Source organism: Cycloclasticus pugetii PS-1 (genome assembly GCF_000384415.1).
Classification (GTDB): domain Bacteria; phylum Pseudomonadota; class Gammaproteobacteria; order Methylococcales; family Cycloclasticaceae; genus Cycloclasticus; species Cycloclasticus pugetii.
The window spans coordinates 730,768-756,800 of record NZ_ARVU01000001.1; the positions used below are offsets into that span (position 1 = coordinate 730,768).

Below are 26,033 nucleotides of genomic sequence, written 5' to 3' on the forward strand. Positions count from 1 at the left end.
ATCGCACGCTGAGTTAAATTTTAAAATAAATAGGATTTAGTAAAGATGAACATTATTCTTCTTGAAAAGGTAGCAAATTTAGGTAACTTGGGTGACAAAGTAACAGTAAGGCCCGGTTTTGGACGTAATTTTTTAATCCCCGGTGGTAAAGCAGTTCTTGCGACGCCAGCCAGAATTAAAGAATTTGAAGCACGTAGAGCAGACCTTGAAAAAGCAGAAGCTGAGCGTCTAACAAAAGCTCAAGCAAGAGCAGAAGCCATTGAAGTGTTAAACTTAACTATTACTCACCAGGCGGGTGAAGAAGGTAAGTTATTTGGATCGGTCGGCTTACCGGATATTATTAAAGCATGTGCGGATGCAGGTGTAGAAGTTGATAAGCAAGAAATTAAATTACCTGAAGGTTCCATTAGACAGACAGGTGAATTTGAAGTGGCTATCCACTTACATACTGATGTTGTTGCATCACTAAAATTGGCGGTTGTAGCTGAAGCTTAGGACACCACATTTAAAAAAAGCCGGTGTCATTTGGCACCGGCTTTTTTTTGCAAAGAAGATTTCACCTTCCTGTACAATCGTAAAAACTTTCAATTTATCTTCAAAAACTGCTCATGTCTGAAGAACCATTATTTGACTATGAAATGCCCGATGAGACAGAGTTTCTTCGTGTTCCACCTCACTCATTACAAGCCGAACAATCAGTTTTAGGCGGTTTAATGTTAGATAATCAGTGCTGGGATACAGTGGCTGATAAGGTTTCACCAGAGGACTTTTACCGTAAAGAACACCGGCTAATTTTTGAATCGATTGCAGACTTAGCAAAAAAAGACGAGCCTTTCGATGTTGTTACTATTTCCGAAGTGCTCGGGCAAGCTGGGGAATTAGAAAGTGTCGGTGGTTTAGCGTATTTAGGGGCGCTTGCAAAAGATACGCCTAGTGCAGCAAACATTGTTAGCTATGCAGCTATTGTTCGGCAACGATCTGTTCGCCGTCAGCTTATTCATATTGGTAATGAAATATCAGATTCTGGGTTTGATACTGAAGGCCGAGACATAAATGAATTGTTGGACGAAGCTGAAAGTAAAGTTTTTAAAATTGCCGAACAGGGTGCAAAAGGGCAAAAGGGTTTTGAATCGATTAAAAACTTATTGGGCGTAGCCGTTGATAAGATTACCGAATTACATGAAAACCAAAATGCTATTACCGGTGCGAGTACCGGGTTTTCTGATTTAGATGAAATGACATCCGGTCTTCAACCGGCTGATTTAATTATTGTCGCTGGCCGACCTTCAATGGGCAAAACCAGTTTTGCAATGAACTTGGCAGAAAACATAGGCATTCAAAGTGGCTTGCCTATCGCCGTATTTAGTATGGAGATGCCGGGTGATTCATTAGCGATGAGAATGATGTCTTCTTTAGGCCGTATTGATCAGCATAAAGTTAGAACCGGACAGCTTGATGATGATGAGTGGCCACGAATGCAATCTTCAATTAATCTGTTGGCAGAAGCTAAAATATTCATAGATGACACAGGAGCACTGAGCCCCATTGAGGTTCGTGCCCGAGCAAGGCGACTGATGAAAGAACATGGTCAGCTAGGTTTGATTGTTCTCGATTACTTACAATTGATGCAATCACCATCGAAAAGTGAAAGCCGTGTAGCAGAGATTTCAGATATTTCGCGTTCATTGAAAGCCTTAGCCAAAGAGTTAAATGTACCAGTTATTGCTTTATCTCAGTTGAATCGTAATTTGGAGCAACGGCCGAATAAACGACCAGTGATGTCTGACTTGAGGGAGTCGGGAAGTATTGAGCAGGATGCCGATGTTATTATTTTTATTTATAGGGATGAAGTGTATAACGAAGACTCTGACGCAAAAGGTGTGGCAGAAATTATTATTGGTAAACAGCGTAATGGGCCGATTGGCACCTGTCGGTTGACGTTTTTAGGGCAATATACGCGGTTTGAGAACTATGCCAATGACAGTTACATTGATGATGAATATTGATCTGATGGTTAATTAGTGGCCCATCAACGCATTATGACGTTAGAATAATTATGTCTTTTCACCCCGAAGCGGTTATTGATTTATCGGCATTAACACATAATGCTGATGTTGCTCGTCGAGCAGCTCCTAACTCAAAACTTATGGCGGTAATAAAAGCAGATGCTTATGGGCATGGCATGTTAGCGGTTGCTCAGGCGTTATCATCGGTTGATGGTTTTGCTGTAGCACGGCTAGAAGAAGCAATAACACTTAGACAAGCAGGCATCGATAAAATAATTCTTGTGTTAACTGGGTTTTCTTCTCAAGCAGACCTTGAGCAGTTTTGTGCCTATGACCTAGACGCAGTTATTCATAGTGAGTACCAAGTAGAGCTACTCCATTCAGCTGATGTTTCAACACCGATATCTGCTTGGTTAAAAATAAATACGGGGATGAACCGTCTAGGAGTTGATGCGTCCGCAGTGCCGAGGCTTTACGACGCTTTGCAACTATCTGGAAAGCTACGTTTGCCGGTTAAGTTAATGACTCACTTGGCCTGTGCGGACGATATGAATTCATCGTCTACCACCTCTCAAATTAGTGTGTTTGATGAGGCTACGCTCGGTTTGAATGGTGAACAAAGTATTGCTAATTCAGCTGGATTGTTAGGTTGGAAGCATGCACAAAGACACTGGGTGCGTCCTGGCATAATGCTATATGGTGCCAACCCGTTTTGTGACTCAACAGCAAGTGATGATAATTTGCTTCCTGTGATGACACTAAAAAGCAGGGTTCTATCAATAAGAACGGTTAGAAAATCGGGCTGCGTCGGTTATGGTTCAACTTGGCAAGCTAATAGAACCAGCCTAATAGCAATTGTTGCGATTGGTTACGGCGATGGTTACCCGCGCCATGCCGTGACAGGAACACCCGTTTTGGTAGCGGGCCAAGTAGCCCCATTAGTAGGCTGTGTTTCAATGGACTCGATTACGGTGGATATCAGTCAATGCAATAATGTTCGCGTGGGTGATGAAGTTGTTTTATGGGGACGTGGTTTGCCCATTGAGGAAGTGGCTGAAAAAAGTGGTACGATTTCCTATGAGTTATTGTGTGGGATTACTCATCGTGTCAGTCGATCTATACGGGAAACATTAAATGTCGAGTAAACCTAAAACTGTTTATAGCTGTCAAGAATGTGGGGCGAGTGCAACTAAATGGGCTGGACAATGCCAAGACTGTGGTGGCTGGAATACTCTGCAAGAATCAACGCTGAGCGGTTCCTCTAAAGTAAACCGTTTTAGTGGTTATGCTGACCAAGCCAGCTCGGCGGAAGTGCAAATCTTATCTTCTGTAACAGCGCAGCGTTTAGAGCGTACTCAAAGTGGCATGGATGAGTTGGATCGAGTACTCGGTGGAGGTATTGTTCCCGGCTCAGCAATTCTTATTGGTGGTGATCCTGGGATTGGTAAATCAACCTTATTGCTGCAATCATTGGCGAGTATGAGTCAACGTACTAAAACGCTCTATGTAACGGGTGAAGAGTCTGCTCAACAAGTAAGTATGCGTGCGACGCGACTTCATTTATCAGTCGATAAAGTTAATATTTTATGTGAAATTGCACTCGAAACCATATTGGCGACAGCAGAAAAAATGTCAGCAGATGTTTTGGTTGTAGACTCTATTCAAACGGTTTTTAGTGATGAGTTACAGTCTGCGCCCGGCTCGGTTGGGCAGGTACGTGAATGTGCTGCACGGCTGGTACGATTTGCTAAACGCACAAATACCACCATATTTTTAGTGGGCCATGTCACCAAAGAAGGGGCGATTGCTGGTCCACGTGTTTTAGAACATATGGTGGATTCTGTTTTATATTTTGAGGGTGATTCGGGAAGCCGTTTCCGCGTGATAAGGGCGATTAAAAACCGCTTTGGTGCGGTTAATGAGTTGGGCGTTTTTGCGATGACAGAAAAAGGGCTTCGCGAAGTGACAAACCCCTCTGCTATTTTTCTTTCGCGTCACGAACAAGAGGTGCCTGGTAGTGTTGTAATGGTGACTCGCGAAGGGACTCGTCCACTTCTGGTTGAGGTGCAAGCATTGGTCGATGAAAGTAGGCAAGGAAACCCTAAACGGGTTACTGTCGGGATGGACCAAAACCGTTTGGCGATGCTGTTGGCTATTCTACATAGGCATGGGCAATGCTCATTACTTGACCAAGATGTATTTGTAAATATCGTTGGTGGTCTACGTGTTATGGAAACAGGTGGTGATTTGGCGGTCGTTGCAGCGTTATTATCTAGCTTTAAATCTAAAAATATCTCTAAAGACTGGGTGGTGTTTGGTGAGTTGGGCCTATCAGGGGAAGTTCGCCCTGTGCCTAATGGTGAGGAGCGCCTAAAGGAAGCCGCGAAACACGGTTTTAAGTTTGCATTAGCGCCTAAAGGGAATATTCCTAAGGAAGGTGTCGATGGTCTAAAAATACATCCGGTGAGCGTGTTAAGGGATGCATTGCAGTTTTTTTAGAAGCATTTTTTTGAAGAGTAAAGACTAAAGCAGAAGCTGCCCCTCCACCCTATTACTTATATTTAAGGGTTATTCAGTAAAAAAGAGATATTTATTGTCTGCAATGTTTAAGACATTGTTATTAGCTAGTTTGGTCTCGCTGGATATCGTGTTGCCGTCGATGGAAATGCTAATATCGTCCATTAACCTTGAAATATAATACCCGTCGGCTCTCTTAGCAATCATTGCGGGTGTGGTGTTAGTAATATTGACTTCATTAACAGCCTTATTTAACGCGCTAACTAGGCCGATGTTGGCACCATTTAGAGCTTGAAGGTTTGCTTTGCCTACTGGGCGTAACGATGGTTGCGCAGTTGATGTGTCTGAGGTGTCGATATCATCGATGGTAGAAAAAGAATAAAGAAGACTGTGTTTTCCGATGTTAATTTTGTCGCCTTTCTTAATGGCCTCTTTTTGAATTGGCTGCCCATTAATAAAAGTGGGGAACTGTTCAGATACGCTTTCAATAAAGTATTCGTTAGCAACCCGAGTCACTTTTAAGTGTGTTGGTGCGATAGCAAGGCTGTCGATAATAAATGTATTGTCAGGGTCCCTGCCGATGGTTGAGGTGTTTTGTTCGAGTTGGAATACCTCAATGGGCTTGCTGTTAAAAAAAAGAGTCAGTTTAGCCATAAGTCATATTCCATTATTTTTTTATATTAAATTAGAGGCACCATAATCGTTATTTTTCATAACGATTATGATGATTGAAATTTCGCCAGCTTTACAGCATTGTCTTCAGTTAATACGATTTCAACAGAGTGTTTATAGAGTTTTAAACTGGTTCCTTGTTCTGGAATAGATTCAAGGTATTCAATAATTAGCCCGTTTAATGTTTTAGGGCCGTTGGTTGGCAATTTCCAGCCCATAGAACGATTAAGTTCTCTAATGGTAATGTTGCCGCTAACGAGTATGCTGCCATCTGCTTTTTTCTGAATGTCAGGAGAGCTATCTGAAAAGTCGGTGGTGAATTCACCGATCACTTCTTCTAACAGGTCTTGTAAAGTTATTAAGCCCAAAATGGAGCCATATTCATTTACAACAAAAGCAAAGCGCTGTTTGTTCTGTTGAAAGTTAATCAGTTGTTTATACAGGCTTGTGTTATTTGGAATAAAGTAAGGTGGTTGCTTAATGTCTAATAATTGTTGATGACTAAAGTCACCACTGTTAGCTAACTGCAAGATATCTTTCGTTCTTAAAAAGCCTTGAATAGAATCCATATTAGTGGAAAAAACCGGCAAGTTAGAATAGGACGCATTCAATAATTGTTTTTTTATATCATCGATGTCGTCATCAAGATCAATACCGTGAATATCGTTAATAGGGGTCATAATATCTTCAACGGTGGCCTGTTGAAGATCAAGAATACCCAGTAGCATGCCTTTATGCTCATCGGGTATTAGGTTTCCAGCCTCGGTCACAACAGTACGTAATTCATCATGGTGCAAATGTGTGTCTGTATCATGTTGAACATGGATGCCCACCATTCTTAGTAATAAGTTAGATAAGGTGTTGATGACCCAAACGAGTGGGTAAAGGAGCTTTAATAAAGGTGTGTATATAATGGATGCAAAAAAAGCTAAACGTTCAGGATGGCTAGCTGCCCAAGTTTTTGGTGCGACTTCAGAAAAAATTAAAATAATGAAAGTCAGTAACCCCGCGGCAATAGCGATACCTGATTCGCCATATAGGCGTAAGGCTAGGATGGTTGCAATCGATGAGGCGAAAATGTTAATAAAATTATTGCCTAATAAAATAAGGCCGATTAATCGGTCTGGCTTTTTTAACAGGGTATGGGCCATCTTGGCGCCTAAATGGCCGCTTTTGACAAGATGTATAAGCCGGTACTTATTCAAGCGCATCAAGGCAGTCTCAGAGCCGGAAAAAAAAGCGGATAATAAAATAAGGATGAATAACGTGGAAAAAAGAAATCCCAGTGAAAGGTCTGTCACGGCGTGTGGCTCAAATTAATATAATGTACTTTCTAAGACTTGTTTGTATAGCTGTCAAGTTAAAACACAGCGGAAGTCTAAAACAGCACGTTAACGCACAAAAAATTGCACGAGGTGTCGGTTTTTTGACATACTAATTGAAATTTATATTTCATGACATGGGTTTATTGCTTTATGGCATTACAAAAAGTTTTTTTGATAGGTGATGATAAAGATCGCTGCTCAGAAGTAATAACAGTATTAAATTTTTTAGATTATAAGGTTAAATTATTAACCTTGGATAAGTTACAAAGTGAAGTCAAGGATGATGAGTCACCACTGGTTATTCTTTGTGATGATGTGAGCTTTAAGGACGATGAGATACATTCTTTTTATTCAGAGCCTAAGCACCAGCAACCATTTTTGTATTTACATAACAAAGGGCGTGCACCTAAATTGTCTAAAACCATAGCGAGCTACCTCGTCCCCTTAGAGTGGCCAACGACCTATCAGCACTTTATTAACAGTATTCGTCAGTTACAGTCTGTAGGGCATTCACTGACACAAGAGACTTCAGAGCGAGCAACTCAACTATTTAGAAGTTTGGTAGGTAATAGTCAGGAGGTTAAACGTGTTAGGCAGCTAATTCAACAGGTATGCGTTTCGGATGCAACGGTGTTAATTCTTGGTGAGTCGGGTACAGGAAAAGAAGTTATTGCGAGAAATATTCATTACCATTCGACTCGCCGTCAAAAGTCTTTTGTGCCTATCAACTGTGGAGCAATACCAGCAGAGCTGATTGAAAGTGAGTTGTTTGGCCATGAAAAGGGAGCCTTTACTGGTGCATTAACAGCAAGGCAGGGACGTTTTGAGTTGGCAGAAGGTGGGACTCTATTTCTTGATGAAATTGGTGATATGCCGATGCAAATGCAGGTAAAGTTACTACGAGTGTTACAGGAAAAAGTATTTGAGCGGGTAGGGGGGACTAAGTCTATTGAATGTAATGTAAGGGTGCTAGCTGCGACACATCGAGATTTAAAGCAGGAGATTGAAAAGGGCAGCTTTAGGGAAGATTTATTTTATAGATTAGATGTATTTCCTATTAGTATTGCGCCATTAAGAAATCGCGCTGAAGATATTCCTATGCTGGTGAGTGAATTAGTGCAACGTATTGAAAATGATAATAAAGGCTCTGTGCGCTTTACCTCGGGTGCATTAATGGCGCTATGTCAGTACGACTGGCCTGGTAATGTTAGAGAGTTGGCAAATATGGTAGAGCGACTCGCCATTATTCATGCTTACGGGGTTGTAGATGTTAAGGACTTGCCTGATAAGTTTCAGCAGTACGATAGTGCACCGGTGGTTACACAAGAGGAGTTGCTGCTTGAGTCGCCAATATTCGACGAGACAAGTTTATTAAATCATCATTCGGTGACTAATGGCCATCATGCGGTAGGTATCTTGCCTGAGCAAGGGATGGATCTTAAAGAGCATTTGAATAACCTTGAGTATTCATTAATTCAACAGGCGTTAAATGATTCGGATGGTGTGGTGGCGCATGCCGCTAAGAAGTTAAGTATGCGTCGAACGACCCTTGTTGAGAAGATGCGGAAACATGAGATTAACCGCGCGGATTAAGTGACCAATATTTGACATTCGTTAAATCAATACTTCATAACGTATTGTTTATTAAGCATTAAATAATATGGCACGTTTTTGGCATTGTTTGTGAGTACCACAATTACAATGGCAGAAAATGAGTTTACTTGCTACATCAGATAAGGTTCATCAGAGCCAACCACTTGAAGATGCTTTTCATGCGTTTAATCAAGTGTCGCAACACCTAACGGAGTCATACCAGCAACTCGAACAACAGGTGGTTGTTTTAAGTGATGCGCTAGCTCAATCAAACTCAGAAAAAATACAGCACTTATCAGACAAAGAGGCCTTAGCGACTCAATTGGAAGGGTTGATTGAGGCTATTCCTGGTGCAGTTATTGTTCTTGATGTTCAGCAGAAAGTTGTCAAGCTAAATGCTTGCGCTAGATCCTGGGTGGATGGAGATGTACTAGGGTTACCGTGGGATAATGTACAGACAAATTATTTGATTCCCGATGAGCAGCTTGCAGATCAATTTAGTCTAAAGACGGGGCAAATAGTCGCCTTATCCACCACAAGCTTAGGTGGGCAATCTGGTAGTGTCGTTTTACTAACCGATATCACTCAGCAACGAGAGTTACATCAACAGCTTGAGCATAAAAAAAAACTGGCTGAAATGGGTGAGTTTTCCGCAGGCTTGGCTCATCAAATCAGAACGCCTTTAGCGTCTGCATTATTGTATGCCTCGCAACTGAATACAGGTGTATTAAGTCATGAGGCGCAGCAAATTTTTGCCGCAAAACTACTTGATAGATTAAGGCTATTGAACACACAAATAACAGATATGCTGAATTATTCGCATCATGGTGAGTTTGTGAAGCAGCCCGTTAAATTAACAACGTTTATTAAGGACTTAAGCGATTTGTATCAGGATAAACCAGTTGCTTTTGAGGGTCGTGATGCAGAAGAGTCTATACAGCTTTATATCAGTAAAAATGCTTTGCTCGGCGCGATTGGTAATTTGCTAGATAACGCCTTAGATGCGATTAAGTCGGGTGAATCTGTGACATGTTCAATAAGCTTGAACGGTGACGCTGACCTAAGAATCACCGTGGCAGATCAAGGGCATGGCTTGAGCAAAAAGCAGCAACAACGAATATTCGAGCCCTTCTATACCAATAAAGCCAATGGAACAGGGTTAGGTTTGGCTGTGGTCAGTAATGTGGTTAACGCCCACGCGGGTGACATTAAATGGGTCTCAAAGGTAGGGGTTGGGACCACGATGGACGTTCAATTACCGGTGGTAATGTCATCGTCCATGAAGCAACTACAAGGGAGTATGTAAGGTGATAAAACAAATAGATGTGTTAATTGTTGAAGATGATGAACCGTTGCAAGAAGCTATTCAAGATGCGTTAACGGCTTACGGTTATCAAACAAAGTGCGCTGCTAACGGCCTTGAAGCACTTAAAGTGCTGGAGACGTATCAGGCTCGTTTAGTGATCAGTGATGTTCAAATGGACGGAATGGGTGGTCAAGAACTACTTGAAATGCTCAAAGTGCGGTTTCCAAACTTACCGGTTTTATTAATGACTGCGCATGCCACAGTGGAGCAGGCCGTCAAGGCGATACAAGCAGGTGCATCAGACTATTTAACAAAACCCTTTGAGGTGGACCAACTCATTGTTCATGTGGAGCAAACGATCTCGCCAAGAGAAACCGCGTTTGGTGAACTACCCAGTAATGACAGCTGTATGAAAGACATTGTGGCGTTAGCAGGGCGTGTCGCTAAAAGTGAAGCGACGGTATTGATACAGGGCGAAAGTGGCACGGGTAAAGAAGTGTTATCGCGATTTATTCACAAAAACTCGCCTAGAAGTAAAAAAGAATTTGTGGCGATAAATTGTGCGGCGATTCCTGAAAACATGCTTGAAGCGATGTTGTTTGGCTATGAAAAAGGGGCGTTTACAGGTGCATATCAGTCGTCAGCAGGAAAATTCGAGCAGGCGCAAGGCGGGACTATTTTGCTGGATGAAATCTCTGAAATGAATATTTTATTACAGGCTAAATTGTTGCGTGTTTTACAAGAAAAAGAAGTGGAGCGCTTGGGCGGCAAAAAAACCATAGCGCTTGACGTGCGTGTATTGGCGACCACCAATAAAGACCTAAGAACCCTGGTGAACGAGGGTAAGTTTAGAGAGGATCTGTTGTATAGGATCAATGTGTTCCCCATCAATATACCACCACTAAGAGAGCGAAAAGCAGATGTTCTGGCTTTGTCGAAAACGATGATTGCGCGACATTATAACGGCGACCAATCGCCACCAACACTATCAGCTAACACCATTAAGCTGCTTGAAAAGCATGATTGGAAAGGGAATGTTCGTGAGTTAGAAAATGTCATTCAGCGGGCTTTAATTATGGCAAATGGCTCAATGATTACTGAGAACGATTTGATTTTTGAATCGACGCCATCAGCAACAAGCACAGAACCGCTTGAGAGGTCTGAGACGGCAGAAAATGAGTTGAGTGCAGGTGTTAGAGCGGTCGAAGATAAGCTTATTCTCGATACGCTAGTTAGTGCTAATGGCAGTCGTAAAAATACTGCCGAACGGCTTGGTATCAGTGCAAGAACACTGCGCTACAAAATTGCACGGATGCGTGAGGCGGGCGTTGAAATCCCTGCATGATGGTATTAATTGTTCAGAAACACGGTAAGGAAAAAGACTATGAGTAACATGGAAATAAATAATGTATTGGCCCAAATGCGGGCGATGTCGGCGCAAGCTTCAAATACAGTTGCAGAAGCAAAACCAACAAATTCATCAGACTTCTCAACAATGCTGAGTCAGTCAATTGAAGCGGTGAATAAAACACAACAAGAAGCCAGTACGCTATCAGAAGCTTTTACGAAAGGTGAAACGGATGCCAGTTTGGCTGAAGTAATGGTGTCTTTGCAAAAAGCAAACTTATCATTTCAGACGGTTCTGCAAACTAGAAATAAGTTAGTAGATGCCTATAAAGATGTTATGCGGATGAGCATGTAAGCGTGTTTGCTAATGCTCATAAAAATTACTTAAAGCAGGTTTACTAATATGGCAACTTCCGCCGAACAAGCAACTATTCAATTATCACCAAACAATATGATGGTGCGTCAGCTGGGCGTGATGCTCGCGCTGGCCATCAGTGTCGCCTTAGGTGTTGCGGTGGTGTTGTGGTCACAAACGCCAAACTACAGCCTGTTATATAGTAATTTGGGTGATAGGGAATTAAGCGAAGTAATGTCTGGTTTGCAGCAATCAGGGGTTGAGTATAAGTTAGAAGCAGGTTCAGGCGCTATATTGGTGCCTTCGTCACAAGTTGATGAGTTGCGTTTAAAATTAGCCGGTTTAGGTCTGCCACGTGGTGGTGGACAAGGGTTTGAATTATTAGAAAAAGAAACCGGTTTTGGCGGTAGTCAAGCTATCGAAAAAGCGCGTATTCAACGTGCATTAGAAGGTGAAATAGCCCGCTCCATTGTAACTATACAAAGTGTACGTTCTGCGCGTGTTTTATTAGCCATTCCAAAGCAGTCCGTGTTTTTACGGCATCGTAAAAAACCCAGTGCTTCGGTGGTTGTTGATATGCATCAAGGGCGAGAGCTGAATAAACCTGAAGTTGCCGCTATTTTGCACTTGGTGTCATCAGCGGTGCCACAGCTTGATGTATCGCAAGTAACCGTTGTTGACCAAAAAGGTGCTCTATTAAGTGCTAAAACATCAAATGATGTTATGTCTCTGACAAGCAACCAATTTGAGTTTAAGCAAGGTGTTGAAGAGCATTTAATCAACCGGGTTGAAAGTATTTTATTGCCGATTGTTGGCGCAGGTGCTATTCGTGCATCGGTCTCAGCGGATGTTGATTTTACGACGACAGAGCAGACACAAGAGCAATATAACCCCGACTTGGCCGCTTTAAGAAGTGAGCAGGTGACCGAAGAGCAGAGCAATTTAGCAGGTGTGCAAGGTGTTCCGGGTGCGCTCTCTAATCAACCGCCTGCAGCTGGGGTCGCACCAGAAGTTGCTGAAGGTGAATTGGGAAGCACTCCATCGGCGACCACGAATGTTAATAAACGGTCCATTAAGAACTACGAATTGGATAAGAAAATCAGCCACACTAAATTGTCTAGCGGCCGTGTAAAACGAATAACTGTGGCCGTTGTAATAGATAATAAACAAGGAGCGGTGACCGCTGAGGGTGGAGCGAGTGCTTCAGAACCCTATAGCGATGAGGATGTTGCTAAATTCACTGTGCTCGTGAAAGAGGCTGTTGGTTTTAATGCATTGCGAGGAGATAGCGTAACCATTACTAATTTGGCATTTAGGCAGCCAGATGTTCCTGTTGCCTTGCCTGAAGTGCCCTTGTGGGAACAAGCCTGGGTGCTAGATGCTGCTAAACAGGTTGTCGGCGGGGTTTTTGCGCTAATCTTGATATTTTTTGTATTAAGGCCCACTATTAAAACGTTATTAGAAAAACCAACTGCAACGGGTTTACCAGCAGGCGGTCAAGGCACGCAGATGACTCCTAGTGGCGCTATGGCGACAGAGGCAAGAGCTTCTCAGTCAGCGGGGGAAAGGTCTTTGGAGCTTGAGTCAGATGAGGAACTGATGATGTTAGAAGCACCTAAAAGTTACGAACAGCGTTTAGAGATGGCCCAAAAGATAGCAGGCGAAGATCCTAAGCGGGTTGCCCAAGTCATGAAAACATGGATAAAAGAATAATGGCTGAAGAACAAATAAGTGCACATGAATTAAGTGGAACAGCGAAGGCAGCAGTACTATTGTTGTCTTTAGGTGAAGACTATGCGGCAGGTGTTATGAAACACATGGGGCCTAAAGAAGTACAACAAGTTGGCACAGCCATGGCCTCACTTGAAAATGTGACGACGGAAATGCTGGATTCAGTTGTAGGACACTTTATTACCACCATTGGCGGGCAAACGGCGTTAGGCATAGATTCGGATAAATACATTAAAAATGTGCTGACCAATGCGCTAGGAGTGGATAAGGCGGGTGGCGTCATTGATCGGATTTTGTTGGGCAGAAACTCTAAGGGGTTAGAGCAACTTAAATGGATGGATCCACGGTCGATTGCAGACTTTATTCGTTTAGAGCATCCACAAATCATGGCCATCGTCTTATCGTATTTAGACAGTGATCAAGCCGCTGAAACATTGGGTTATCTGCCAGCCTCGCAGAGGTCTGATGTGCTCATGCGTATTGCCGTACTGGATGGTGTACAACCAGATGCATTACAAGAGCTCGATGCGATTATGGAAAATCAGTTAGCTGGAAACTCTGGTGCTCAAACTGCCCAAATGGGTGGTATTCAAACGGCAGCCAATATTTTAAATTTCTTAGAAGGTTCGATGAGTGCCGAACTTATTGATGCGGTAGTCGAATCAGATGATGAAATTGGACAATTAATTCAAGATAAGATGTTTGTCTTTGATAATTTGATTGATGTTGACGATCGTGGCATTCAAAGCTTACTCAAAGAGGTGTCTACTGATGTATTAACGCTGGCATTACGTGCAGCAGAAGAAGCGTTGAAAGAAAAAATATTTGCAAATATGTCTAAACGTGCCGCCGAAATGCTGCGTGATGATATGGAAGCCGCTGCACCTGCTAAGGTGAGTGATGTAGAGGCGGCGCAAAAAGAAGTGTTAGTGATTGCAAGACGTTTGGCAGACTCAGGTGAAATTGCGTTAGGTGGCTCTGGAGGCGAGGAGTTTGTCTAATTCATCAACAAAAAAAGAGGTTGTTTCTTCTTGGCGTTTTCCATCATTTGTCCAAGGTGACTCTGTTGATGTGGATATAGCTCATGTTAAAGCCCCGACGGCTGGTGATCTTGAAAAACTGCAAGAACAAGCAATGCAGGAAGCCTCTAAAAAAGGCTATGAAGAAGGGCTTGCAAAAGGATTAAGGGCGGCTGAAGCACAAATTTCACAACAGGTTAAATCCTTGGAGTCTGTTATTCAGTCGTTAGTGAGCCCGTATGAAGAATTTGACGAGCGTGTAGAGAATGAAATTGCCTCGCTTGCGATTCAGATCTCAAAACAGCTGATTCGACGAGAATTAAAAGCCGATGCGGGGCAGGTCGTTGGTGTTGTAAAAGAAGCACTAAGCGCATTACCTTCAAGTTCACAAAATATTCAATTATTTTTACACCCTGATGATGCGGCGTTAATAAAGTCAGCGCTTTCAATTGATGATGAGGCCCGTTGGAAAATTGTTGAAGACCCAGTTATTACCAGAGGTGGTTGTCGTGTTGCTACCGACGCATCAACAATTGACGCAACCATTGAAAACCGCCTGTTAGCCATCATTGCTAAAGCCTTGGGTGATGAAAGAGCGGTGTCGTGAACGATTTATCATTTGTAACGCAACGTACAGATAAATGGCTTAAGCGCCTTAAAGAATATCAAGAACGAATTGAAGAGCCTCAGCCAATGTTGGTAGAGGGGCGATTAACACGAATGGTCGGTTTGACATTGGAAGCGGTTGGTTGTCGCTCGACAATTGGAGGGCGCTGTATGATAGAAACGGCGGATGGCCATCAAACCGAGGCGGAAGTCGTTGGTTTTTCGGGCGAACGTTTATATTTAATGCCAACGGGCGATATTAGAGGTCTTGAGCAAGATTGTCGAGTTATTCCTATGGGTTTGAGTAGTATGGCGCATGTCGGACCTGGTTTATTAGGTCGAGTTGTGGATGGCGGCGGTAAACCAATTGATGGCAAAGGCCCTGTGCATACGACTGACACAATGCCTTTACACGGCCGTGCCATGAATCCCTTGGGGAGACGGGCTATAACGGAGCCTTTGGATGTTGGTATTGGGACTATTAATTCATTATTAACGGTTGGGCAGGGCCAGCGAATAGGCTTGTTTGCTGGCAGTGGCGTAGGTAAAAGTGTATTGCTTGGCATGATGACGAAATATACGAAAGCGGATGTGGTCGTGGTGGGCCTTATTGGTGAGCGTGGTAGAGAGGTGAACGAGTTTGTTAGAAAAACTTTGGGAGCCGAAGGAATGGCGCGAGCAGTAGTGGTGGCGTCACCAGCGGATGACCCGCCATTGATGCGAATGCACGGTGCTATGTTGGCGACCAGTATTGCTGAATACTTTCGTGATCAAGGAAAGAATGTATTATTGTTGATGGATTCGCTAACGCGTTATGCACAAGCTCAAAGAGAAATTGCCTTAGCGATCAATGAGCCACCTGCAACAAAGGGTTATCCACCCTCTGTTTTTAGTAAGTTGCCCAGTCTAGTTGAGCGCGCAGGTAATTCAGACAAGGGTAATGGCTCTATTACAGCCTTTTACACAGTATTGACTGAAGGGGATGATACAAATGATCCAATTGCAGATGCAAGTCGAGCAATTTTAGATGGGCATATCCATTTGTCACGACGTTTAGCAGAAGCAGGGCACTTTCCGGCGATAGACATGGAGGCATCAGTGAGCCGGTTGATGACAGAAATTGTGCCAGAAGACCATCAAGAGATGGCACGTGAATTTAGAAAAATAAACTCGACCTATCAACAAAATGCAGATTTAATCAATGTTGGTGCCTATCAGCCCGGTAGTAATTCGTCGGTTGATGAGGCCATTGATATGCATGAATCAATGTTAGAGTTTCTTCAGCAGAGAATAACCGAATCGGTTAGTTTTGATGAAAGTATTGAAGGTTTGGAAAGTGTTTTACAACATAGAAAGCCGGCAGCTATGTCAAAGGTATTATAAATGGGGGGAGTGTTGAAAAAGTCAAAGAGGCTTGGTCCGGTTAAACAAATTGCTGAAAACAATGAAACAGCAGCTGCGATGAAAATGAATCAATCGCTTCAAGCTCAGCAAGAATCTCTAGCGCAACTGGAGAAACTAAAAGAGTACCGTAATGATTATACCGTTCAGTTTAAAACGAAGGGGCAAGTGGGGATGTCAGCGTCACGGTTACGTGAGTATCAGGAGTTTGTTCAAAAACTCGATCAGGCCATTGAAGAACATAGCAAAACGGTGCAGTCATTACAGGAAAAGTTAGGCCAGCATCAACAGGCCTTTAAAAAAACGAATAGTCGAAAAAAAGTAGTTGAAAAGTTGATCGAAAAATCTAAACAGCATGAATTAAGAGAAACTGGCAGGCTCGAACAAAATGAGTCCGATGACCGTATGGTAAAAGGGTTTGAGCTGGATTAGGAGCAGTTTTTAAACACCTTTTTTAACAAAGCGTTTGTATATTTATTGTGTTTTTCAGCAAGGGGTGCTTTATAATGCAGCTTATGAATATCACAAACTTATTAGAACAAGGTGTGGAACTAATGTTACTTGGAATGGGGATGGTATTCTTCATCTTGGGTATGTTAGTTTTTGCTATCAAAGGGGTTTCTGCTGTTATTCAACGATACGAACCCGTTGTTGAACACAGTAGTAAATCGTCTGTTTCCACAGATATTAGTGAAGATATCGTTACAGCGATTACGATTGCTGTTCAACGTTTTCGCTCTAAATAAACTTAAAAATCATGAAAAATCCGTTAAAAATTACTGATGTCGTGTTGCGCGATGCTCATCAATCCCTATTTGCAACAAGGTTACGTATTGAAGATATGTTACCGATTGCGGAAAAATTAGACAAAATTGGCTATTGGTCATTAGAAACTTGGGGCGGAGCAACATTTGATGCTTGTATTCGTTATTTAGGTGAAGACCCTTGGGAGCGTTTGCGATTACTAAAAGCGGCGATGCCTAATACACAACAACAAATGCTATTACGTGGGCAGAACCTATTAGGCTATCGTCATTATGCTGATGATGTTGTTAGAAAGTTCGTAGAGCGTGCTGCAGACAATGGTATGGATGTTTTCCGTATTTTTGATGCGATGAACGATGTGCGTAACTTAGAGACGGCCATTAAAGCAACTGTCGAAGTAGGCAAACATGCGCAAGGTACAATCTCATATACAGAAAGCCCAGTACACACGCTAGAAAATTGGGTCGATATGGGTAAGCGGTTAGAAGATGCCGGCTGCCATTCGATCGCGATTAAGGATATGGCAGGACTTTTGAAACCTTATGATGCTGAGATATTGGTGAAGCGTTTAAAAGCCGAGTGTGACCTACCAATTGCTTTACACAGCCATGCAACAACTGGGATGAGTGTAGCAACCTGTCTTAAAGCAGTCGATGCAGGGCTCGACATGCTAGACACAGCTATTTCGTCCATGAGTATGACATACGGTCATTCACCAACGGAAACCTTTATTGCAATGTTGGAAGGGACTGATCGCGAGACGGGTCTAGACATTGAGAGCGTTGAAGAAGTAGCGGCATATTTTAGATCAGTACGGCCAAAGTATGCGGAATTTGAAGGGTCGCTGAAAGGTGTCGATTCAAGAATTCTTATTGCACAGGTCCCTGGTGGTATGTTGACAAACCTAGAAAGTCAATTGAAGCTGCAAAATGCAGGCGACAAAATTGATGAGGTGTTAGCAGAGATTCCACGAGTACGTAAGGACCTTGGCTATCTTCCTTTAGTAACCCCAACATCACAAATTGTAGGTACTCAGGCAGTGATGAACGTTTTGATGGGTGAGCGTTATAAATCTATCAGCAAAGAAACATCAGGTGTATTAAAAGGCGAATATGGTGCAACACCTGCAGCAGTGAATAAAGAGCTTCAAGAGCGTGTATTGGATGGCGCTGAAGCGATTACTTGTCGCCCAGCTGACTTGATTGATGATGAGTTGGAGAAAATTTCATCAGAATTTAAAGAAAAAGCCGAAAAAGATAGTTTGCCATTGGCCGATGAGGTCATTGATGATGTGTTGACATATGCGTTATTTCCACAGATAGGCTTGGACTTTATTAAAAATAGACATAACCCTGATGCGTTTGAGCCGGTTCCAACAGGCGTTGTTACTCAAGCAACAGCTGAAAAAGGCGGTAGTGAAGTATATGATGTGGCCGTTAATGGTAAAACATATCAGGTTGAAGTGGGTCCAAGTGGCTCGATTGAAAATCTAACACCTTCTTCAGCTGCTAGTAAAGTAGTTGCGAAAGCAGCTGAACCAACACAAGAGACAACATCAGGCGCGGTTTGTCAAAATGAACCCTTGTTGTCTCCAATGGCCGGTAATATTGTGCGCATAGCAATGGCGGCAGGAGATGATGTGTATGAAGGTGATGTAGTGATTATTTTAGAAGCCATGAAGATGGAAACTGAAGTAAGGGCGCATATTGAAGGTCAAATTTCAGATGTTTTCGTAAAAGAAGGTGAGTCAGTTCCTGCTGGCGCGCCGTTAGTACTTATTTGCTAAGGTTTATATAATATGGATAGTGGCGTATTACAAATTTGGCAGTCGACGGGTATTGCAAACTTTGAATGGGGCAATATATTAATGATAGCCATTGGCTTATTATTAATCTATTTAGCCATTTCAAAAAACTTTGAACCCTTGTTATTACTGCCGATTGGTTTTGGTGGAATTTTAGCTAATATTCCAATTGCTGGCATTAGTGGGCCAGATGGAATGCTAGGTATTTTGTACCATATGGGCGTTGATACTGGCTTGTTCCCTTTGCTTATTTTTATGGGGGTTGGTGCATTAACAGATTTTGGAGCGCTTATAGCGATGCCAAGTTTATTGGTACTCGGTGCGGCAGCCCAATTTGGTATCTTTGCAACGCTTCTTGGCGCTTTGGCGATGAACCTAATACCGGGTATGGAATTTAGTTTGTCTGATGCGTCGGCGATTGCCATTATTGGTGGCGCAGATGGCCCAACAGCTATTTTCTTAGCCTCTAAATTAGCACCTGATTTATTAGGCGCTATTGCAGTGGCTGCATATTCATATATGGCTTTAGTGCCGCTAATTCAACCACCTATCATGCGTGCATTAACCTCAGAGTCTGAGCGAAAAGTTGAAATGAAGCACTTGCGGCATGTGAGTAAGAAAGAGAAGATAATCTTCCCATTAACTATATTAACGGCGGTTATTCTATTTTTGCCAGCGTCAGCACCTTTGGTTGGAATGTTAGCCTTCGGTAATTTAATGCGAGAAAGTGGTGTGGTTGATCGTTTAAGTTCTACAGCACAAAATGAACTTATTAATATTGTGACTATTTTCCTAGGCTTAGCTGTTGGCTCGAAACTATCAGCGGATAAGTTTTTAACTGCTGAAACACTTGGTATCTTAGTGTTAGGAATGGCGGCATTTTCCATTGGTACGGCAGGTGGTATTTTAATGGGTAAGTTAATGCACAAGGTAACGGGCGGCAAAGTTAATCCACTCATTGGTGCTGCAGGTGTGTCGGCAGTTCCTATGGCGGCCCGTGTGGTTAATAAAGTAGGGCTAGAGTCTAACCCTCATAATTACTTATTAATGCATGCGATGGGGCCTAACGTAGCGGGTGTTATTGGTTCTGCGGTCGCGGCAGGTGTTTTGCTGGCAATAGTTAATTAATATCGGTCATTATCTAGGTAAAGAAATGAACGCAGTATTGTTTGCGCTCAAAAATATACCCTGAACAGTGACCTGCCTACAGTAAGGTTAGATGAGAGTAACCAAAGCCATAACGTTACTGATTAAGCTAAAAATCACCCTTAATAGAAATATTGGGGTGATTAGCCTTAATAATCTGTGGGGTTATCTTACGGTTCTTTTCGCTGCCTTTTAATTCAATCTATCAATCACTGACACTGGATTTCTTAGAAAGCTTTAAAAGGGCTAACAATCTAGCTGTTTACATTAATACAGGTTTATAACAGCATTATTTTTGATGCTGATGGGCAATGTAAAAAATTGGGCTAACATCTAACAGAAATAGCAATTACTCTCATGCCAAGCATTAATAGACTGTTATCCATTGCACCGATGATGGATTGGACAGATCGGCACTGCCGATATTTCCATCGACTTTTATCACCTAATGCCCTGCTTTATACAGAAATGGTAACGACAGGTGCATTACTTCATGGCGATAAACAGCGCTTTTTGGCATTTGATCAATATGAGCAGCCAGTAGCATTACAATTAGGTGGTAGTAACCCTAAAGCCATGGCGCAATGTGCCGGATATGCACAGGAAGCGGGTTATAAAGAAGTAAATATCAATGTCGGCTGCCCAAGTGATCGTGTTCAAAATGGACGTATAGGTGCATGTTTAATGGCTGAGCCGCAACGTGTTGCACAATGCGTATCATTAATGCGACAAGCTGTGGACATTCCAGTCACGGTTAAAACACGAATTGGGATAGATGAGCTAGATTCATTTGAATTCCTGAGAGGCTTTGTTCAGGCAGTTACTGATGCGGGTTGCGATACTGTTATTATTCATGCGCGTAAAGCCATCTTAAACGGCCTGTCCCCGAAAGAAAACAGAACCATTCCGCCGTTAAACTACGATAGAGCGTACGACATTAAAAGAGCTTTTCCATCGGTATCAATTATTGTTAATGGTGGGGTTAATGCAATCAGTGAGATTCAACAACATTGGCAACACCTTGACGGTGTGATGATTGGTCGTGAAGCTTATCATAATCCCTTTTTTTTGGCGGAAATTGAACACCAACTGTTCAAACAGCCCTTGGCCGATAGAAAAAAAGTGCTCGAAGCCTACCTTCCATATATTGAAAAACAATTAGAGTTAGGTGTTCCGTTACAAAATTTAACACGGCATATATTGGGGCTTTTTGCAGGTCAACCTGGTGGAAAACATTGGCGTAGGTACCTTAGTGAGAATGCTCGACAGAAAAATGCGGGGCCAGAGGTATTATTAGCAGGCCTAGAGGCTATGGCGCCATACGCTAAAACTATTTGATTTAAAGCAAACAAGAAAACGGTATACTTTAAATACTTTTAAAGATGATTGAGATTGATGGAAAAACTATATAAACAAATAATTTCACAGGTTGGAGAAGACGTTAATCGCCAAGGTTTGGTTGATACGCCAAAGCGTGCGGCAAAAGCAATGTCTTTCTTAACAAGTGGCTATCAGCAAAGTTTAGAGAATATTGTGAATGGCGCCGTTTTTGACTCTGATGCTGATGATATGGTGATTGTTAAAAATATAGAACTGTATTCTATGTGTGAGCACCATTTACTACCCTTTATTGGCAAGTGCCATGTGGCGTATCTGCCAGATGGGAAAGTACTTGGTTTATCAAAGGTAGCTAGAATCGTCGATATGTATGCACGTCGATTACAAATACAAGAGCAATTGACTACACAAATTGCAGATTCTATTCTCGAAGTAACGGGTGCAAAAGGGGTTGCAGTGGTTGTGGAGGCAAAACATTTGTGCATGATGATGCGAGGTGTGGAGAAACAAAACTCACAAATGACTACATCTAGTATGTTGGGGCAATTTCGTAAAAATTCTGAAACACGGGCTGAATTTTTAAGCTTATTAAAAATGGGCTAGTGGTGATTCAGCCTGTTAAATTACAGAAAAGCTGTTAATAGCACTGTTTTATTAGTTTAGGGAATGATGTGCCAAATAGACGGTCACAGAGTTTTAAAGGGAGTGATAGTCAGCGACTATCCCCACATTTAAGTGAAAGTAAAACACAGGCCTATGTGTTTTTTGAAGTTGATTGAAAGTACGCCATAGGTGAGACGGTAATACAAAAGGAGGGAACGAGATGCCAAAGTTTTTTGGAGAAGGGTCCGATTGTAGTTTTTGTAGAATGATGAGAAGTATGGCATTCAGTGGCCTAGGCGCTGCGATTGGTGCGGGGATAGGTAGCCTGATAGGCCTGCAGCGATCTGATATTTGGATGTGTGCGATTGGCGGGGCTTTTGTAATGGTCTTTTTGGTCTTAAGAAAACTGGAAAATTCATGAGATATATCGTATTGATAATCATAGCCTTTGTTCTTTCGGCTTGTTCAGAAGAACAGCAAAATAAATTTTCACGATTAGGTGTGAGCTGGATGGAAGGCGACTATAGGGTAAGCTTTTACGAGGGTGAGCATAAAAAATCGTGGACAGTTCTTGATAGTAAAGTGACATCCGAATCACAAAAAGGTTATTACTACTTTTGGGTTAAAGAGAACGGTAAAAAGAAATACGTCCAAGTTCCTATCGAGCGGACTATCATAGAAGAGATTTAACAGTCTATATGTGTGAATTACTAGGGATGAGTGCAAATGTACCGACAGATATTTGCTTTAGCTTTAGTGGTTTAATTAAGCGTGGTGGGGAAACTGGTGTACATAAAGACGGGTGGGGTATCGCTTTTTATGAAGGAAAAGGTTTTCGTGCTTTTCACGACCCAGTTGCTAGTGCTAACTCGGAAGTCGCAAAATTTATTCAACAGTACTCAATAAAAAGTACGCAAGTTATTTGTCATATTAGAAAGGCAAACCGAGGACGTGTTTGTTTGGAAAATACACACCCATTTTCGCGTGAACTGTGGGGTAAAATATGGTCATTTGCACATAATGGTCAATTAAAAGGCATTAAGAAAAAAGTACTTAATGGCTACACCCCTATCGGCACAACAGACAGCGAGTATGCTTTTTGTTGGATTTTGGGCCAGCTTCGTAAAAAGTACCCTGTTAAACCAAAAAGTAAAGTGAAGTTGCGGAAGACTGTTGAAGAACTTTTCCGTAAGGTATCTCAGCATGGAGTGTTTAACGTATTAATGAGTGATGTAGATCATTTGTATACGTTCTGTAATACAAAACTATATTGGCTAACACGTCAAACACCATTCGTAGAGGCGCAATTATTGGATGCAGACTTGTGTGTAGACTTTAATCAAGAAGCGTCACCCGATGATGTGGTGACGGTGATAGCCACTGAACCGCTGACATCGAATGAGCAGTGGACGAAAATGGAGACCAATGAATTTAGTGTGTTTCGCTTGGGTGTAAAAACATTTACGCAGGTTTCTTAATCAAAAAATAACGCATAGGTTTGGCTAAATTGCTCGTCTACGTGATTAGCAGCGGGTGCAATAATGCCGTAAGGGAGGTCGAGCTGGTTCCATAAATTATCTTCTGTAGATATTGTTTTGTTGATGGTTTCTTCAGACGTACTGTTAGCATGAGTTAATTTATTCGCAAGGTAAACGATATAAACTTCGTCTTTATTATTAGTAGCTAAATCAGGCTGATGATGGAAGCTTGCCGAATCTTGAATGGAGGCTGGTATTTCCCATAGTTTTAACAAAGCACCACCTAGCTCGGCATGATTAAAACCTACAAAGGAGGCCTCGGCTTCAATTTCATTTACAGTTTCCGTCTTAACAAGCAAAGCGGCTGCGCGGGCTAGATCAGGTGCTTTGATATAAAAAATTAACCGCCCTATATCATGGAGAAGCCCACTCATAAATGCAGAACTAAGCTGCCTTTTTTTAGGGTGATTGTCAGCAAGGTACTTTGCAAATAAAGCAGTTTTTAAACTATGCATCCAAAATTGGCGCATATCAAGAATCGAGTTAGGTAAAGTTGAAAATTTTTCAACCACGCTCGTTGTCATGACTAGCATTCGAACGTCATGATTACCCAGAATAGAAATGGCATGCTCAATCGTTTTAATTGAGGCCGGGAAACCAAAAAAAGCGGAATTAACAATTTTTAGCATTCGAGCGGATAGTGAAGGGTCTTGTTCGATAATGGCCGCAATATCTTGAGAGTTTTTTAAGGGGTCGTCGAGTGCTTGTGTAATACGATAGAAAATCTCCGGAGCAGAGCACAGGTCAATGTCTCCTGTTAAAAAATCATCAACGGTACAAATATTGGCGTATGTTTGTGTCATATCGAATCATGATTAAAAAGTTAATGGCTCTAAGTCTAGTAAAAATAGGCGATATGCTTAACGTTGAATGACTGATTATTATTTTTTCTAGCAGATATATATTCTACGGGGTCCTTGTCCGGAATATCAAGCTGTTATGAAATTATTGTTGACACTGTATTAAGAGTAGGCGTAAAGTTGTTGATAGAAAAGAAAATTATGTATATATTTTGATAATTATTCGTTGCTTGTTGTTTTAAAATAACGGATAGTCAGCTCGAAAAGGCGACTGAAATGACGGAACAAATACCAAAGCAACAAGCTATTCTAATCATCGAAGACGAGGTGAGCCGCTTGTCTACGCTGCAGGATATTTTATCAGCCGGTGGTTATAGAAATTTAATTTGTGCATCAAGCCAGGAACAAGCTTTTGAGCTTATCCGTCCTTATCAAGGTAAGGTAGACGAGATTGGCATGATATTTTTAAGTTATGGCTTGCCTCAAAGTGACCCCTTGAAACTTAGCCAGGTTTTAACGACTCTCGATGGTCATGATGCCATTCCGTTGATTTTACTCGCAGATAAAGCAATTACGATTAATGATGAGTTGATGGCCCAATGTCATAAAGCAAATGCCGCGACGATGACGCATTACCCAACAGAGGGCAAACATCTCATGCCTTTAGTTGAACTGGCGTTTGCACTTAAAAGTGAACGAGATGATCGAATTCAAAGTGAGGAAAAGTTAGTCAGGGAGCTTTCTGAACGACGAATTATGGAAGCCCGTTTACAATATTTAGTAGCGCATGATGAATTGACAGGGTTATCTAACCGAAGTGGCTTAGAAAAAACATTGGATTTTGCTATTTTAAGATGCAATAACTTTAAACAACATGGTGCTTTGTTAGACATTGATTTAGACCAATTTAAAGTCGTCAATGATATTGAGGGTCACGAAGCTGGTGATCGACTTCTAGTAGAAGTAGCCACCCTAATTCGCTCAACCCTCGATAATAATGCGTTTATTGCACGAGTTGGCTCAAATTTATTTCAAGTCTTCATTAGTAAAACAGCCGAAAAAGAGGCCATGCAATTGGCTGAAAAAATAAGGTTAACCATTGATGAGTTTGATTTTAAATCGGGTGAGAATATTTATAATATTTCAGCCAGCATCGGTGTCGCGATGTTGGAACCATTAAAATTAATTAAACGCCCTAGTGAACTGATGTCTAGAGCGAATCATGCCTGTTATTCTGCAAAGACCTTGGGCCGTAATAGGGTTAATTTATTTGAGAGTGATAACGACGAATTAATTAGCATTAGAGAGGATGCCAAATGGGTGCCTAAAATTCGTCATGCATTGAGTGAAGACTTATTTAAAATAGTTTTTCAGCCTGTCGTAAAACTCTCCAATGGGTCTGTTTCTCATTATGAAACATTGCTTCGGATGATAGGGGATGAAGGCGAGTTGTTAAGACCAGCCCAGTTTATTCCGGTGGCAGAGAGAATGGGGCTTATCCATCACATTGACCTATGGGTGGTTTCACATGCGATAGATCACATCGCTGGTTTACCAAAAACACAAGAGAATATTTGTTTTACCATTAACTTATCCAGTCACGCACTCCAAGGTGATTATTTGTTGCCGGTTATTAAACAGAAACTTGAATCTACATGGATTTCACCGTCAAGGCTAACGTTTGAAATAACAGAGACAGCAGCAGTTTCAAATTTCAATAAAACACGAGAAATGGTTTCTAAAATTCGTGCCCTAGGGTGTCGATTTGCCTTAGATGATTTTGGTGCTGGCTTTAGCTCGTTTAATTATATTAAAAACTTTCCGGTCGATTATCTAAAAATTGATGGTCAATTCATTAATAATTTAGCTGTGGACCATGCTGACCAAGTTCTTGTTAAATCAATGATAGAAGTAGCGCATAGTCTTGGTAAGAAAGCCATTGCAGAATATGTCTCAAATGCTGAAATATTACGAGTATTAAAAGAGTTGGGTGTGGATTATGTTCAAGGTTACCTGCTTGGTAAGCCTAGCCTAGAACTGTTAGAGGATCAGTATGTTTCTATTGACGGTTTGTTGAATAAATCGTTAGATATCGAAAAATTAATGACCCATTAACGCCAAGTCTATGACATGATGACGCAGCCGTGCTGCGGTGCAAATT

25 protein-coding genes are annotated in these 26,033 nt (G+C 41.9%); 22 read left to right on the forward strand and 3 right to left on the reverse strand.

What is annotated here, in order from left to right:
- The first annotated feature begins 45 nt into the window (after positions 1-45).
- From rplI to radA, 4 genes are all read left to right on the forward strand, one after another.
- Entirely contained in the window at positions 46-495 is a 450-nt protein-coding gene (gene rplI / locus CYCPU_RS0103570) for a 50S ribosomal protein L9 (protein WP_015005517.1), read from the forward strand.
- A 113-nt stretch (positions 496-608) separates the two neighbouring features.
- Positions 609-2,006, forward strand: coding sequence for a replicative DNA helicase (gene dnaB, locus CYCPU_RS0103575; protein ID WP_015005518.1), 1,398 nt, complete (start codon positions 609-611; stop codon positions 2,004-2,006).
- Positions 2,007-2,056: 50 nt separating this feature from the next.
- The gene (gene alr / locus CYCPU_RS0103580; protein WP_020161948.1) at positions 2,057-3,151 is read left to right on the forward strand and encodes an alanine racemase; all 1,095 of its coding nucleotides are present in this window, start codon (positions 2,057-2,059) and stop codon (positions 3,149-3,151) included.
- The gene (radA, locus tag CYCPU_RS0103585) at positions 3,141-4,505 is read left to right on the forward strand and encodes a DNA repair protein RadA (RefSeq protein ID WP_015005520.1); all 1,365 of its coding nucleotides are present in this window, start codon (positions 3,141-3,143) and stop codon (positions 4,503-4,505) included. Before alr ends, radA begins: the two co-directional genes overlap by 11 nt.
- Before the next feature lie 69 nt (positions 4,506-4,574).
- On the opposite strand, the gene CYCPU_RS0103590 is transcribed toward radA, so the two are convergent.
- Positions 4,575-5,177, reverse strand: a complete 603-nt coding sequence (locus CYCPU_RS0103590; RefSeq protein WP_015005521.1) for an FHA domain-containing protein — start codon at positions 5,175-5,177, stop codon at positions 4,575-4,577.
- Between the two features lie 65 nt (positions 5,178-5,242).
- Positions 5,243-6,496, reverse strand: coding sequence for an HlyC/CorC family transporter (locus CYCPU_RS0103595; RefSeq protein ID WP_083856985.1), 1,254 nt, complete (start codon positions 6,494-6,496; stop codon positions 5,243-5,245).
- Positions 6,497-6,670: 174 nt separating this feature from the next.
- Between CYCPU_RS0103595 and CYCPU_RS0103600 the strand changes: the two genes are divergently transcribed.
- The 17 genes from CYCPU_RS0103600 (at position 6,671) to CYCPU_RS0103680 (ending at position 23,012) form a co-directional block, all read left to right on the forward strand.
- Positions 6,671-8,113: a sigma-54 dependent transcriptional regulator gene (locus CYCPU_RS0103600; protein WP_020161949.1), complete on the forward strand. Its 1,443-nt coding sequence runs from the start codon at positions 6,671-6,673 to the stop codon at positions 8,111-8,113.
- 118 nt (positions 8,114-8,231) lie between these two features.
- On the forward strand, positions 8,232-9,419 hold the full coding sequence (locus CYCPU_RS0103605; RefSeq protein ID WP_020161950.1) for a sensor histidine kinase: 1,188 nt from the start codon (positions 8,232-8,234) through the stop codon (positions 9,417-9,419).
- Between the two features lies 1 nt (position 9,420).
- Entirely contained in the window at positions 9,421-10,764 is a 1,344-nt protein-coding gene (locus CYCPU_RS0103610) for a sigma-54-dependent transcriptional regulator (RefSeq protein WP_020161951.1), read from the forward strand.
- 39 nt (positions 10,765-10,803) lie between these two features.
- Positions 10,804-11,121 (forward strand): flagellar hook-basal body complex protein FliE, encoded by a 318-nt coding sequence (gene fliE / locus CYCPU_RS0103615; RefSeq protein ID WP_015005526.1) that lies wholly within the window; start codon positions 10,804-10,806, stop codon positions 11,119-11,121.
- 48 nt (positions 11,122-11,169) lie between these two features.
- Complete coding sequence (gene fliF / locus CYCPU_RS0103620) at positions 11,170-12,834, forward strand: flagellar basal-body MS-ring/collar protein FliF (RefSeq protein ID WP_020161952.1); 1,665 nt, start codon at positions 11,170-11,172, stop codon at positions 12,832-12,834.
- Positions 12,819-13,853 (forward strand): flagellar motor switch protein FliG, encoded by a 1,035-nt coding sequence (fliG, locus tag CYCPU_RS0103625; RefSeq protein ID WP_020161953.1) that lies wholly within the window; start codon positions 12,819-12,821, stop codon positions 13,851-13,853. Before fliF ends, fliG begins: the two co-directional genes overlap by 16 nt.
- Positions 13,846-14,478, forward strand: coding sequence for a FliH/SctL family protein (locus CYCPU_RS0103630; protein ID WP_020161954.1), 633 nt, complete (start codon positions 13,846-13,848; stop codon positions 14,476-14,478). The genes fliG and CYCPU_RS0103630 overlap by 8 nt, the downstream gene beginning before the upstream one ends.
- A complete protein-coding gene (gene fliI / locus CYCPU_RS0103635) occupies positions 14,475-15,860 on the forward strand; it encodes a flagellar protein export ATPase FliI (RefSeq protein WP_015005530.1) in 1,386 nt (461 codons plus the stop codon). Before CYCPU_RS0103630 ends, fliI begins: the two co-directional genes overlap by 4 nt.
- Positions 15,861-15,869: 9 nt before the next feature.
- Positions 15,870-16,310 (forward strand): flagellar export protein FliJ, encoded by a 441-nt coding sequence (fliJ, locus tag CYCPU_RS0103640; protein ID WP_223253240.1) that lies wholly within the window; start codon positions 15,870-15,872, stop codon positions 16,308-16,310.
- Between the two features lie 74 nt (positions 16,311-16,384).
- The gene (locus CYCPU_RS0103645; protein ID WP_020161956.1) at positions 16,385-16,624 is read left to right on the forward strand and encodes an OadG family protein; all 240 of its coding nucleotides are present in this window, start codon (positions 16,385-16,387) and stop codon (positions 16,622-16,624) included.
- A gap of 11 nt (positions 16,625-16,635) precedes the next feature.
- Positions 16,636-18,429 (forward strand): sodium-extruding oxaloacetate decarboxylase subunit alpha, encoded by a 1,794-nt coding sequence (gene oadA / locus CYCPU_RS0103650; protein WP_015005533.1) that lies wholly within the window; start codon positions 16,636-16,638, stop codon positions 18,427-18,429.
- A 12-nt stretch (positions 18,430-18,441) separates the two neighbouring features.
- Positions 18,442-19,575, forward strand: a complete 1,134-nt coding sequence (locus CYCPU_RS0103655) for a sodium ion-translocating decarboxylase subunit beta (protein WP_015005534.1) — start codon at positions 18,442-18,444, stop codon at positions 19,573-19,575.
- 375 nt (positions 19,576-19,950) lie between these two features.
- Positions 19,951-20,931: a tRNA dihydrouridine(20/20a) synthase DusA gene (gene dusA / locus CYCPU_RS0103660; protein WP_020161957.1), complete on the forward strand. Its 981-nt coding sequence runs from the start codon at positions 19,951-19,953 to the stop codon at positions 20,929-20,931.
- Between the two features lie 57 nt (positions 20,932-20,988).
- Positions 20,989-21,534, forward strand: coding sequence for a GTP cyclohydrolase I FolE (gene folE, locus CYCPU_RS0103665; protein WP_015005536.1), 546 nt, complete (start codon positions 20,989-20,991; stop codon positions 21,532-21,534).
- Between the two features lie 220 nt (positions 21,535-21,754).
- Positions 21,755-21,955, forward strand: coding sequence for a hypothetical protein (locus CYCPU_RS0103670; protein WP_020161958.1), 201 nt, complete (start codon positions 21,755-21,757; stop codon positions 21,953-21,955).
- The gene (locus CYCPU_RS0103675) at positions 21,952-22,224 is read left to right on the forward strand and encodes a hypothetical protein (RefSeq protein ID WP_020161959.1); all 273 of its coding nucleotides are present in this window, start codon (positions 21,952-21,954) and stop codon (positions 22,222-22,224) included. Before CYCPU_RS0103670 ends, CYCPU_RS0103675 begins: the two co-directional genes overlap by 4 nt.
- A gap of 8 nt (positions 22,225-22,232) precedes the next feature.
- Positions 22,233-23,012, forward strand: a complete 780-nt coding sequence (locus CYCPU_RS0103680; protein ID WP_020932819.1) for a class II glutamine amidotransferase — start codon at positions 22,233-22,235, stop codon at positions 23,010-23,012.
- Here CYCPU_RS0103680 and CYCPU_RS0103685 read toward each other — a convergent pair.
- Positions 23,009-23,875, reverse strand: a complete 867-nt coding sequence (locus CYCPU_RS0103685; RefSeq protein WP_015005541.1) for an HDOD domain-containing protein — start codon at positions 23,873-23,875, stop codon at positions 23,009-23,011. The genes CYCPU_RS0103680 and CYCPU_RS0103685 overlap by 4 nt on opposite strands.
- A gap of 273 nt (positions 23,876-24,148) precedes the next feature.
- On the opposite strand from CYCPU_RS0103685, the gene CYCPU_RS0103690 reads away from it, so the two are divergent.
- On the forward strand, positions 24,149-25,987 hold the full coding sequence (locus CYCPU_RS0103690; protein ID WP_020161961.1) for an EAL domain-containing protein: 1,839 nt from the start codon (positions 24,149-24,151) through the stop codon (positions 25,985-25,987).
- Positions 25,988-26,033: the final 46 nt, after the last annotated feature.